The following is a 13,627-nucleotide window of genomic DNA, read 5'->3' as shown; positions in this document are numbered from 1 at the left end:
AAGCTCATGTTTAAAAATTATTTTAAAATAGCCTGGCGCGGACTTATCAGAAACAAGCTGTACTCCGCTATCAATATCGGTGGGTTAGGTGCTGGTATGGCCGTAAGTTTTATACTGCTGATATACGTATATAATGAAGTTACTTTTGATAGTTTTCATCAAAATAAGGACAGGATATATAAGGTAATGAAAAATCAGCCTGCCAACGGCGAAATAAATACCGGCGATGCAACGCCAGTACAGCTTGCCGGTGCTTTACAAAAAGATTATCCCGAAATTGAAGCTATAACCCGTACCAATTGGGGCTACGATCAATTGCTTAACTACAACAATAAGCCGTTGAAATTTAACCTGATGTCGGTTGATGCTTCTTATTTGGACATATTTACGCTCGACTTTGTTAAAGGCAACAAACAGGATGCATTTAGAGACATGTCGTCTGTGATCATAACGGAGTCGGTGGTTAAGGCTTTGTTTGGCGATAAAGATCCAATGGGCCAAACCGTAAAATTAAATGGTAACCAGCTGGTTAAGGTAAGCGCGGTAATAAAAGACCTGCCTCAAAACTCAACTTTCCGGTTTAAAGCACTTATACCCTGGAAGCTTTATGAGTCGGCACAACCCTGGGTAAAAGGCTCAAGTTGGGGAAATTATAGCTTCATGACGTATGTATTGTTAAAACCAGGTATTAACCCTGATGTATTTAGCAACAAAATAAAAAATGTGATAGCCCGGTATAATGCAGATAATAAAGAGAATAAGTTGTTTTTATTTCCCTTTACTAAATGGCATTTGTATAGTGAATTCAAGAATGGTGTGAGTGTTGGGGGGAGTATTGAGTATGTGCGATTATTTCTGTTATTGGCTATTGGGATTTTACTGATTGCCTGTATCAATTTCATGAACCTTTCAACAGCCCGCTCAGGGCGCCGGTCACGAGAGGTTGGTATCCGCAAGGTTGTGGGAGCAAAGCGAACCGCCATCATACAGCAATTCTTAGGCGAATCGGTACTTACCGCATTTTTGGCATTTGTATTTGCCATTTTACTGATGTCGGTGTTGTTGCCATATTTTAATGAGCTTATCAGGGGGCAATTGACCATACCGTATGCTAATTATGGGGCATGGGCAGCGGCCATCGCGGTAACAGTAATCACCGGCCTTTTGGCGGGTAGTTATCCGGCTTTGTTTCTATCATCCTTTAAACCAGTAAGGGTTTTAAAGGGTAATAGCAGCACCGGGAAGCGAACATGGCATACCAGGCAAATACTGGTTGTAACCCAATTTGTATTTGCTACCTGTTTGATCATATCAAGTATTCTGATATATAAACAAATTTCTTATATCAAAAACAGGCCTGTTGGTTATTCGCAAAACGGACTGGTGGAGTTTGGCCTGGAAGGTAAAATGATCGATCAATTTAATAACTTCAGGCTAGACGCTATTAGTTCAGGAGCGGTAACGGACGCTGCAGCTACATCAACCAGCATTGCCAATACTAACGGTAGTACATGGGGTGTTACATGGCCGGGACAGCTTGCAGGTGAAGACAAAATACCTATTGATCAGATTGCGGTATCTTATCATTTTATATCAACCTTTGGTTTGCATATTTTACAAGGACGGGATTTTGATGAAAGCCGCCCGGCCGATACATTGGCTTTGATGCTCAACGAAGCCGCGGTAAAATTGATGAGACTGAAACAGCCACTAGGTCAGATAGTAAAATGGCAGGGAAAACAATGTGCTGTAATAGCGGTAGTTAAGGATTTCGTATGGGGATCACCTTATGAACCTGTTAAACCGGTGATTATAGGGTTTGATAAAGGCTGGGCCGGACAAATGGGGTTACGTTTAAACCCCAAAGCGCCGGTTTCGGCGAGTTTGGCCAAATTAGAAAGCATTTACAAAAAATACAATCCAGAGTATCCTTTTCAATACAAATTTGTTGACGAAAGCTTTAATGGCAAATTTCAAACGGAAAAATTATTGGGTACCATATCAACCGCGTTTACCATATTGGCTATTGTTATATCCTGCTTAGGTTTATTCGGACTTGCCTCATTCTCGGCCGAGCAGCGAAAGAAAGAAATAAGTATACGAAAAGTATTAGGTGCCACAGTCAGCAGTCTCTGGTTTAATCTTTCAAAAGAGTTTTTACAGCTGGTCATTATTTCGTTTGTGATAGGATCGGCTATTAGCTGGTATTACATGAACCGCTGGCTTGCGCATTATACCTACCGTACCGATATAAGTTTGTGGGTATTTGTAGTAACTATAAGTATAAGCGTAGCCGTGTGCCTGATTACGGTAAGCTGGCAGGCTATTAAGGCGGCTTTGAGTAATCCGGTGAAAAGTTTAAAGAACGAATAAGGAAACGAAAAAGCTATTTAGAGTTTAGAAATTGATATTTCAAATCATTATGATCAAAAATTTTATAAAAATAGCCTGGCGAAATTTATTACGTCATAAATCATTTTCGCTGATCAACATAGCCGGATTAGCTATCGGGATGGCAAGTGCAGCTCTTATTTTATTCTGGATACAGAATGAGGTAAGTTACGATCAGTTTCATGCCAATAAATCGCGTTTGTACCTGGCCTATAACCGGGCGATTTTTGATGGTAAGCTTTGGTGCTGGTCAAGTACGCCTAAGGTGATGGCCAAAACTTTAAAACAGGAATACCCTGGAGTAGAGGAAACTGCGCGTACCACATCGGCCAATTTTTTGTTTACCGTTGGCGATAAGCACCTGAACGTTCCTGGTTATTTTACTGATCCGGGTTTCCTGACCATGTTTAGCTTTCCCTTGCTGAATGGTAATCCTAAAACAGCGCTTAATACAGTTAGTTCTATAGTGATCACCGAGCAGCTTTCTAAAAAACTGTTTGGTAATGATGATGCCATAGGTAAAGTTGTCAGGATAGATAGTGTAGATAATTTTACCGTTACCGGTGTTTTAAAGGCATTGCCTAATAATACCCGTTTTGATTTTGAATACCTGGTACCCTGGAGCTATTTGGTAAAAACAGAACATGTGGATGAGAAAAATTGGGGCAACAACTCTGTACAAACCTGGGTGTTGGCCAAACCCAATGTGTCTGAAGCCAGCTTAAATAGACAGGTATTAAATATAACCAAATCGCACTCCGACCAAAAAGATGATGAGGTGTTTATGCACCCTGCAAGTAAATGGCGGTTGTACTCCAATTTTGAAAACGGTAAAATAGTGGGTGGCCGCATCAATACGGTAAAGTTATTTGGGTTGATAGCCATGTTTATTTTGCTTATTGCTTGTATTAACTTTATGAACCTGAGTACGGCACGCAGCGAACGGCGTGCGCGGGAGGTAGGCATCCGCAAAGTAGTAGGAGCGCAAAAAGGTTCGCTCATAGGGCAGTTTTTGGGTGAGTCGATATTACTTGCCCTAATTGCCGGTGCATTAGCTCTCATTATTGTGCAAATCAGTCTTTCAGGATTTAACCAGCTAACCGATAAGCAATTATTTATACCCTTTAGCAGCATTGTTTTTTGGTTTATATGCCTTTTGTTTGTACTGTTAACCGGTGCTATAGCCGGCAGTTACCCAGCCTTTTATTTATCATCCTTTAAGCCGGTAAGCGTATTAAAGGGAACGTTTAAAGCAGCAAATGCTTTAGTAACCCCGCGTAAATTACTGGTAGTTATACAGTTTACTTTTGCTATAGTGCTCATCATTTGTACCATTATTGTGCGCAATCAAATGCAATATGCGCAAGACCGCGAATTAGGTTACAAAAAAGATAACTTGGTTTATACCATGATGATGGGGGGCATAGAGAAGAATTATAAAATGATCAGGAGCGAATTGATTAGCAGCGGGGCAGCAACATCGGTAACCAAAACCAGTTCGCCTATTACGCAGCGCTGGAGTGATAGCTGGGGCTACGATTGGAAAGGAAAGGATCAAAGTCAGAAAATTGACTTTATCATTTACAATACCGATGGGGATTTCACAAAAACAATGGGATTGAAAGTTATAGCCGGCAGGGACATTGATGTTGCCGCTTATCCAACCGACTCAACGGCTATGCTGCTGAACGAAGCCGCCGCCAAGGTTATGGGTTTTAAAAACCCTATAGGCCAGATTGTGAAAAATGGAGATGAACACGATTGGCATATTATCGGTGTAGTCAAAAATTTTATTATCGAATCACCTTATGAACCTGTTCGGCCGATGATCGTACAGGGGCCAAAATCATGGTTTAGCGTAATTCATTATAAATTAAATCCTGCTAACACTACTGCCGAGAATTTAAAACGGGCAGAAGGTGTATTCAAAAAATATAATTCGGAATATCCATTTGAATATCATTTTGCCGACGAGGAATACGCCCGTAAGTTTAATGACGAAAAGCGGACAAGCACGTTAGCCAGCTTGTTTGCCGGATTAACCATATTTATATCATGCCTTGGTTTGTTTGGTTTGGCGGCTTATATGGCCCAAAATCGTCAAAAGGAAATCAGTATGCGTAAAGTATTGGGCGCATCAGTTTCTCATCTTACCACTTTATTGTCCAGGGACTTTTTAATGCTGGTATTGATATCATTTTTGATAGCATCGCCGATAGCCTGGTATGGCATGCACGTTTGGTTGCAAAACTATACTTACCGTATCAATATTCAGGTGTGGGTATTTATAGCAGCAGGGTTGTTGACTATGATCATCGCTTTGGCAACAGTTAGTTTTCAATCTATAAAAGCTGCACTTACCAACCCGATAAAAAGTTTAAAAAATGAGTAAAGCGGTAGTGAACAAAAGGATAAATAATTTAAAGTTTAGCGCTTAAATTTTAGAATTTAAAATATCATGTTAAAAAACTTCATCAAAATAGCCTGGCGAAATCTCTATAAGAATAAAACTTTTTCGCTTATCCACATCCTTGGGCTCACCATGGGCATTACCGTTTGCCTCATGATATTCCTGTACATCACCAATGAGTTTAGCGTGGATAGTTTCCATAAGCAAGGCAAAAATATTTATAGGGTGATGCGGGGCTTCGAGCCGGGAAAACCACGTACGGCTTATCTTTCAGGTCCTTATGCGCCGGCATTATTGAATGATTATCCTGAGGATATCAAGATGGCGGTACGGGTAAGGCCACAAAATAATTTGGTTTCATTTGGTGAAAAAGCATTCAACGAACAGAAAGTATACGCAACCGATGCAGGCTTTTTCAAATTATTCTCATTTCCGCTTATCAAGGGAGATGCAGCAACAGCATTGGAAAACCCTAACAGTGTAGTACTTACCGAAACCACAGCCAAAAAATACTTTGGGAGTACAGAAAATGCCATGGGCAAGGTAATTCAGATAGATAAGACCCTACAATTGAAGGTTACCGGTATTGCGAAAGACGTTCCTTCAAATTCGCATCTTGACTTTGATGTTGTTTTTCCTATAGCTAATTATACCAAAGACGCAGGCTTTAATGTCTGGATCAATAACGGACTATTTGTTTATCTTTTGCTAAACGAGCATAGTACACAATCGGCACTCGAAAGTCATTTTACCCAGTTTATGGATAAGTACATGAGCAAGGATATGCAACGTTTTGGCGCTAAATTCGATTTGAAACTTACTCCTTTAAAAAATATTTATTTTGAAGATGCTTCATCATTTGATAATGTGAAGCACGGCGATAAAACTGTAGTATTCATTTTTATATCCATTGCTGTACTTATCATGCTTATTGCTTGTATCAACTTCATGAATCTGTCAACCATACGTGCGGTTGAGCGGTCAAAAGAGGTTGGTATGAGAAAGGTAATGGGAGCCTTACGTAACCATTTAATTATTCAGTTTATTGGTGAATCACTTTTATTAGCATTAATTTCCTGTGTTATATCCGTTGGCTTATTATTAATGTTGATGCCCTGGTATAACCAGTTGTTGGGCTACAAGCTATCGGTTGCCTGGAACCAGCCACCTATTTACCTGTTCCTGGTAGGCGTAATATTGACTGTAGGTTTTTTGGCTGGCAGTTACCCGGCGTTTTTCCTTTCTGCATTTTCACCCATACAGGCGTTAAAGGGGAAATTAAGATTAGGCAAAGGAGGTACATTGCTGAGGCAATCATTAGTGGTGTTACAGTTCAGTATCTCTGTTTTACTCATCATTGGTACTATTGTTATTATGAACCAGATGCATTATATCAAAAGTAAGTCACTGGGTTATGATAAAGCACAAACTATTACTGTAAGCATAGACAATAATGATATTTATGACCACCGACGCCAGTTTAAAGACGAGCTTCAAAACTCTGGTGTTGTATCATCGGTATCTCTTATGTCGGGTCAGCCGGGAGGTTTTTTTGATACGCATACTTTTACTGTCGAAGGTCAGCATGATGTATTCAGGTCGAGAACCGAGTTTGCCGATTTTGAGTATGTAAAAACTCTTGGCTTAAAGATCATAGCTGGCCGGGATTTTTCGGCACAATTTGCTACCGATACTGCTAATGCGGTGCTGCTTAATCGTACTGCAGCCAAAGAATTGGGTTACACGCCCCAACAAGCTTTGGGCAAATGGATAAGAAATAATGGGCGCGACGATAAACCACGTACCATAGTAGGCGTTGTAGAAGATTTTAACTTTTTATCACTTAAAGAAAATATGGATGCGTTGGTGATAGCACCCAATGATGATCGCCGGGTAGTAGTGATAAAATTAAAACCTGGAAATATACCGGCTGCATTGGCCAGTATTAAAGAAATATATGCCAAAGTAGCGCCTGTTTATCCTTTCGAGTACAGCTTTTTGGATCAACAATTTAATACCACTTATAAAAATGATATCAGGCAGCAAACCATGTTGAGCATATTTTCCGGTCTGGCCATATTTATTGCCTGTTTAGGCTTATTTGGTCTGGCCTCATTTACAGCAGCCAAACGTACCAAAGAAATAGGTGTACGTAAGGTGCTGGGCTCATCTGTGCCCAATATTTTGCTGCTACTGTCAAAAGATATGTTGAAGCCTGTTTTACTGGCTACGGTTATTGCTATGCCTGTTGGATATTACTGTATGAATAAATGGTTGCAAAATTTTGCTTACCGCACCACATTGCACTGGTGGATATTTGTTTTAGCGGCAGTTTTAACCTTTTTAATAGCTCTGTTTACCATCAGCTTTAAGTCTTTAAAAGCAGCTTTGGCAAATCCGGTAAAAAGTTTGAGAAACGAATAGGGGTAATGGAGCATTGAACTGTATATGATGTAGATGACGACTTTGAGATGAGCGGTTTAAATTTTTAGTATAAAGTATTTAAAATTTTAAAAATCATGTTAAAAAATTACATCAAAACCGCTCTCCGCGGTCTGCGAAAAAATATAGGCTTTACCGCTATTAATATCCTGGGCCTGTCTGTTGGTTTGGCAACCTGTCTGCTGATTGTTTTTTACGTGATGGACGAACTGAGTTACGATAAGTTCAACAAAAAAGCCGACCGCATTGTACGCATGAATTTTGAACTGAAATTTGGCGGCAATAATTCCATATATGCCCAAACCATGGCTCCTTTAGCACAGGTTTTGAAGGCAGAATTTCCGGATGTAGAGAATACGGTGCGCATGCAAGCAAAAGGAGGGGTACGCGTAAAAAAGGATAATGAAAACATCCTGGAAAACATGATGATTTATAGCGATCCTGGTTTGTTCGACATTTTTACCCTGCCCATGGTTAATGGTAACCCGGCAACTGCCCTGGTAGAGCCCAATAGCGTGGTAATTACAGAGAGCACAGCTAAAAAGTATTTTAACAGCACCAATGTAGTAGGTAAAACATTCCTGTTTAATGATAAAGAGAACTATAAAATTACCGGGGTTATAAAGGACATTCCCAAACAATCGCACTTCAATTACGATTTCTTCCTTTCCATGTCCTCATTTCCCGAAAGCAGGTCAACAACATGGTTAAGCAATAACTTTAACACCTATGTATTATTAAAACCAGGTGCCGATTATAAAAAATTGAATGCTCAACTTCCGGCTTTACTACGCAGGCACGTTAATACCGAGTTACAAAGCATGGTACATTTAACCATGGATGAATTTGAGAAAGCAGGTAATTATTTCAGGCTGAATTTAACACCGCTTGCCGATATTCATTTACACTCCAACCGGATAGGTGAACTGGGGCGTAATGGCAGTATTCAGTACGTGTATATACTTTCGGCAATTGCGCTGTTTATTTTGCTTATAGCTTGTGTCAATTTCATGAACCTTTCTACAGCGCGCTCCTCAAACCGGGCACGCGAGGTTGGGGTACGTAAAGTATTAGGCTCTGCGCGCAGTGCATTAGTTACCCAGTTTTTAACCGAGTCTGTTTTGGTGACATTTTTATCTACTCTTATAGCGGTGGTGTTAGCATGGCTTATGCTGCCTTTCTTTAATCAAATGGCTAATAAAGAGTTGGCTATAACTTCACAATCATTTATTTGGTTATTGCCTGTCATCATCACCATATCTTTAGGTATAGGCTGTTTAGCCGGTTTCTATCCGGCATTTTTTTTATCAGCATTTCAGCCTGTTGATGTTCTTAAGGGGAAACTGGCAACGGGTTTTAAAGGCGGCAGGCTCCGGAGCTTTCTGGTAGTTTTTCAATTCTCCATATCTATTATCCTGATCATTGGCACCTTGGTTATTTATAATCAGCTTAACTATATTCAGCATAAAAATTTGGGATATGACCGAAACCAGGTACTCATTGTAAAAAACACGGGCGCATTGGGTAATCAGGCAAAAATTTTCAAACAGGAGATCAAGCAACTCTCAGGGGTAGTTAATGCCACAATGACGGAATATTTACCAACTGCCGACGACCGGAACACATCTGCGTTGTTCCAGGACCCAACTCTCGACCAAAAGCGGGGAATTTTGCCGCAAATATGGTCGGTTGATGAAGACTATATCAATACCTTGGGGATCAAGCTGATCAGCGGTCGTAATTTTTCAGAACAACTGCTTACCGATTCGTCATCCATAATTATCAATGAAACCGCCGCCCGTTTATTGGGACTTACTTCGCCCTTAAATAAGTCTATTTACCGCCCAATGGATAGTTCGGGTAAAAACATCAGGAAATTCAATATCATTGGCGTTATTAAGGATTTCCATTTCAGCTCGTTACGGGATAATATTTCACCTGTTACTTTATTTCTGGAAGAAGATCGCGGGGCTTTAAGTATACGTGTAAATGCGCAAAATATTCCAGCATTGCTGGCACAGATAGAAAATAAATGGAAATCGCTGGTACCTAATCAACATTTTGTCTATTCTTTTATGGATCAGGATTTTGAAGCCACCTATCGTTCAGAAGAACGCGTTGGAAAAATATTTGTGGTTTTTACTTCGTTGGCTATTGCCATCGCTTGCCTGGGTCTGTTTGGGTTAGCCGCTTATGCAGCGGAGCAACGTACCAAAGAGATTGGTATACGTAAAGTATTAGGAGCCGATGTTACGGTTATTGTAACCATGCTTACCAAAGATTTTATTAAGCTGGTATTTATAGCTATCGTAATATCATCACCACTGGCCTGGTTCTTTATGCATAAATGGTTACAAGGTTTTGCTTACCGTGTTAATTTTCAGTGGTGGATAATATTATTGGCCGGTGCAGGAGCAATTTTAATAGCCTTTTTAACCATCAGCTTTCAATCTATCAAATCGGCATTGGCCAACCCGGTAAAAAGTTTAAAGAGCGAATAAGGTTAACTGGTTTTGAATTGTATTAGATTTGAAATCGCTTATTGAATTTGATATATTTTATACCAGGTGCAACCAAAATCTATTAAAGCTGGTCTTATAGCTGAATTAAACAAAAAATCATGAAAAAATATTTACTGTTGTTATTTGTCGCCAGTCAAAGTTACGTAGCCTTTGCTCAGCGTAGTGGGCAAACTCCTTATATGACTAAATCATTATCAGGCTCCGCAATCAGATCGGCTGTGGTTAAAACATCCGGTGGGAGCATTGCTGTTACTGGTGGAAGTGGCGAAGCACCGCGTGTTGAGGTTTATATCAGTGGAAATAATGGTAACAATGATATTTCGAACGATGAAATAAAAAAGCGTTTAGAGGATTATGTATTGGAGGTAACCATTAACAATGGCGAAGTACAGGCTATAGCAAAGGCTAAAAGTAAAGGTCTTTTTAACTGGAATAACTCTCTTAATATATCATTTAAGGTATTTGTGCCTAAACAGGTAACTACAGATCTGAATACCAGCGGCGGCAGCATTAGTTTGGATAATTTAACCGGTAAACAAGATTTTCAAACCAGCGGAGGAAGCCTTCATATGGACAGATTAACCGGTGCCATACATGGCCGAACCTCCGGAGGCAGTATTCATGTAAGTAACTCTGGCCAGGATATTGACCTGTCAACAAGCGGAGGAAGCATCACTGCAGTTAATTGCATTGGGCACATCAGGTTAGAAACATCCGGAGGTTCGCTACAATTAGAAGGATTACAGGGTAATATTGATGCAACAACAAGTGGGGGTAGTATTCGTGGTAACAGCATTAATGGCGAACTGATAACCGGCACAAGCGGGGGTAGTATTAACCTTACTCAATTATCATGCGCACTTGAGGCCTCAACCAGCGCGGGCAGCTTTCATGCGCAGTTTAACAGCGTGGGTAAGTATGTTAAAATAGATGTAAGTTCTGGCCATATTGATTTGGATCTGCCCTCAAAACAGGGTGTTGATCTGGACCTTCGTGGCCAAAAGGTAGAAACTAATTTTACTGGAAACTTTGACGGAACTAAAGAAAAAGACAGAGTAAGGGGTAAACTCAATGGTGGTGGTGCATTGGTTGAAGTAAGAGGGAACGGCCGGGTTAATCTGAATGTTAACTAATTAATTACTAGTTATATAAAAGCCTGTTGGAAAATTAACCCAACAGGCTTTTTTGTTTTATTTTACTGTATCATAACCGGACACCCACTGTTACGCCTGCGAACAGTTAAAATATTAAATTATGTATAATTTGCTGTTTATTAGTAGTTTATATAATTGGTACATATTTTACTTGCCTAGGCAGGGAAGATGGAGATGAGGACATCAGATTTTATAATTTAATATTTACAGGCATGTTAAAGAATTATTTGAGAAGCGCAGTACGCAATATCACACGACATAAATTTATTTCGTTCATCAATATTTTTGGCTTAACCATCGGCTTAACCTGTTGTATGCTTATCCTCATATATATTGTAAATGAACTGAGCTACGATAAGTATAATACCAATGCCAGGGATGTTTACCGGGTAACCAGGAGCTTTAACACCGTAGATGGTGCTCAAACGCTTTTCCTGGGGTCAATAGCACCACCATTTGCCCCCTTATTAAAAAATGAATTTCCCGACATCAAGAAAATAACCCGGCTGCGGGGAAACGGTGTCATTTCCATGCGTTATAAGGATAAATTACTTAATGAAAATGGATCTTACTTTGCCGATGAAAATTTTGTTGATGTTTTCACTGTAAAAACTATTGAGGGCGATCCGAAGACCGCTCTCTCAGATCCTTTCACGGTGATGATGACCGAAGACATGGCCCGTAAATACTTTGGTAACGAGGATCCTATGAATAAGGAGATCAGACTGGGTAACCGGTTTAACTTTAAGGTAACCGGTATTTATAAACCATTCCCGGCTAATGCGCACCTTCACCCGGAAATGCTTTTATCGTTCATTACTTTAAAGGATAGTACGTTGTATGGCGATAAACAACTACATACTAATTGGGGCAACAATGACTTTTATACGTATATGCTTTTACCACCCAATTACAATATAGAGCATATGGAATCATTATTCCCGGGCTTTTTAGATAAATATGTTCATTTCCCCGGACAACCAGGGAATTTTCGGGAGTCACAAAACAGTAAGTTGCATATTCAGAAACTGTTAGACATACATCTACATTCGCACCTAGATTCTGAAATAGAAGCCAATGGCGATATTAAGCGGGTTTATATATTTTCGGCAATAGCTTTATTTATCCTGCTGATAGCCTGTATCAATTATATGAACCTATCGACCGCGCGTTCGGCATTAAGGGCGCGAGAGATCGGTATCCGTAAAGTTATAGGGGCTCAGCGGAAAGAAATAATTACGCAGTTTTTAAGTGAGTCGGTATTGATCACTTTCTTTTCATTGATATTGGCATTAGTACTTACCTGGTTATTAATACCGTTTATTAATGGATTATCAAACCTGGGATTGAACTTCAGCAGTTTATATCAGCCAGGGTTATTACTAACCATATTAATATTGCCATTCTTTATAGGTATCCTAAGCGGAATTTATCCTGCCCTGTTCATGTCGTCATTTAAACCTGTTAAAGTATTGAAAGGGATATTAAAAATAGGTACAGGTGGTATATCATTTCGTAAAGTTTTAGTGGTAGTGCAGTTTTCTGTTTCTATCGTGCTTATAGTTGCTACTACTATTGTATTTCAACAATTGAGTTATATCCAACAAAAGTCGCTGGGCTTTGATAAGGAGCATGTTATCACAATGAGTAACCCATTCAGCAATAGCCAATTCGAAACATTTAAAAATGAAGTAACTAAAAATGCGGGTGTTAAAGAGATGGGCCGTTCATCACGCATTCCGTCTGGCAGATTATTGGACGATCGGGATATATCAGTTTTTGAAGGGAGTAAATCACAACCAGTTAAGGCAGATGTCAAATATGTAAATACAGATTATGGCTTTATTCCTACTTTTGGTATGAAAATGGCTGCCGGGCGCAATTTTTCGCGTGATTTTGGTACCGATAGCAATAACTATGTTATTAACACTGCTGCTGCAAAAGTTCTTGGCTGGAAAACTTCCGAAAATGCGATAGGAAAAGATCTTGCATATGGCGGAGTAAGGGGTAAAGTGATTGGGGTAGTTAACGATTTTCATTTTGAGTCGATGCATCAAAGTATAATTCCTTTGTTATTCCGTATGCCAGGCCACAATAATTCAGGCGGCGAAAATTATGACAGGTTATCCATAAAAATTGCTGGCAATAATATAAACTCATCTATAAATACAATTCAGCAAGCCTGGCAGAAGTTACAACCAGAAACGCCATTTGAGTATACGTTTCTGGACGAAAGGTTTCAAAAGCTATATGACAGCGAACAGCAACAAGGCCACTTGTTCACTATATTTTCTTTCATTGCCATATTTATAGCATGTCTTGGACTTTTTGGTCTTTCGGCGTTTACCATTAGCCAACGCATTAAAGAGATAGGGGTACGTAAGGTGCTTGGAGCAAGTATCCCGCAAATCGTAACGGAACTATCCAAAGACTTTTTAAAACTGGTGCTCATTGCTTCAGTGATCGCTTTACCTGTGGCCTGGTACGCCATGAGTAAATGGCTGCTTGATTTTGCCTTCCGTATCAGTATACAATGGTGGGTATTTGTAATGGCCGGTGTTATTGCATTAGTGATCGCTTTTGTAACCATCAGTTTTCAATCTATCAAAGCAGCTACAGCAAACCCGGTAAAGAGTTTACGCAGCGAATAAAAGCTACACACAGAAAGCTAGAACTCAAGAACATTCAGGATTTAAAAATTAGATTTT

At 39.8% G+C, this 13,627-nt stretch carries 6 protein-coding genes; all 6 read left to right on the top strand.

Translation table 11 applies throughout. The features are described from left to right. Positions 1 to 6 precede the first annotated feature (6 nt). The 6 genes from G7092_RS04785 (at position 7) to G7092_RS04760 (ending at position 13,570) form a co-directional block, all read left to right on the top strand. Positions 7 to 2,373 carry an ABC transporter permease gene (locus tag G7092_RS04785; RefSeq protein WP_166086734.1) on the top strand — a complete coding sequence of 789 codons (2,367 nt, stop codon included), beginning with the start codon at positions 7 to 9 and terminating at the stop codon, positions 2,371 to 2,373. A gap of 49 nt (positions 2,374 to 2,422) precedes the next feature. After that, on the top strand, positions 2,423 to 4,783 hold the full coding sequence (locus G7092_RS04780) for an ABC transporter permease (RefSeq protein ID WP_166086732.1): 2,361 nt from the start codon (positions 2,423 to 2,425) through the stop codon (positions 4,781 to 4,783). Between the two features lie 66 nt (positions 4,784 to 4,849). Beyond that, positions 4,850 to 7,225, top strand: coding sequence for an ABC transporter permease (locus G7092_RS04775; protein WP_166086730.1), 2,376 nt, complete (start codon positions 4,850 to 4,852; stop codon positions 7,223 to 7,225). A 95-nt stretch (positions 7,226 to 7,320) separates the two neighbouring features. Then, the gene (locus G7092_RS04770) at positions 7,321 to 9,744 is read left to right on the top strand and encodes an ABC transporter permease (protein WP_166086728.1); all 2,424 of its coding nucleotides are present in this window, start codon (positions 7,321 to 7,323) and stop codon (positions 9,742 to 9,744) included. A gap of 119 nt (positions 9,745 to 9,863) precedes the next feature. Beyond that, positions 9,864 to 10,898, top strand: a complete 1,035-nt coding sequence (locus G7092_RS04765) for a DUF4097 family beta strand repeat-containing protein (protein ID WP_166086726.1) — start codon at positions 9,864 to 9,866, stop codon at positions 10,896 to 10,898. 233 nt (positions 10,899 to 11,131) lie between these two features. Continuing rightward, positions 11,132 to 13,570, top strand: a complete 2,439-nt coding sequence (locus G7092_RS04760) for an ABC transporter permease (RefSeq protein WP_166086724.1) — start codon at positions 11,132 to 11,134, stop codon at positions 13,568 to 13,570. Positions 13,571 to 13,627: the final 57 nt, after the last annotated feature.

This window comes from Mucilaginibacter inviolabilis, from assembly GCF_011089895.1.
Classification (GTDB): domain Bacteria; phylum Bacteroidota; class Bacteroidia; order Sphingobacteriales; family Sphingobacteriaceae; genus Mucilaginibacter; species Mucilaginibacter inviolabilis.
Note: the sequence above shows the minus strand (reverse complement) of the source record. Positions and strands in the feature narration are given on the sequence as shown.

Excerpts from the sequence above, each read along its gene's own strand:
- G7092_RS04785 (WP_166086734.1), top strand. The coding sequence starts at position 7 with ATGTTTAAAAATTATTTTAAAATAGCCTGGCGCGGACTTATCAGAAAC.
- G7092_RS04780 (WP_166086732.1), top strand. The coding sequence starts at position 2,423 with ATGATCAAAAATTTTATAAAAATAGCCTGGCGAAATTTATTACGTCAT.
- G7092_RS04775 (WP_166086730.1), top strand. The coding sequence starts at position 4,850 with ATGTTAAAAAACTTCATCAAAATAGCCTGGCGAAATCTCTATAAGAAT.
- G7092_RS04770 (WP_166086728.1), top strand. The coding sequence starts at position 7,321 with ATGTTAAAAAATTACATCAAAACCGCTCTCCGCGGTCTGCGAAAAAAT.
- G7092_RS04765 (WP_166086726.1), top strand. The coding sequence starts at position 9,864 with ATGAAAAAATATTTACTGTTGTTATTTGTCGCCAGTCAAAGTTACGTA.
- G7092_RS04760 (WP_166086724.1), top strand. The coding sequence starts at position 11,132 with ATGTTAAAGAATTATTTGAGAAGCGCAGTACGCAATATCACACGACAT.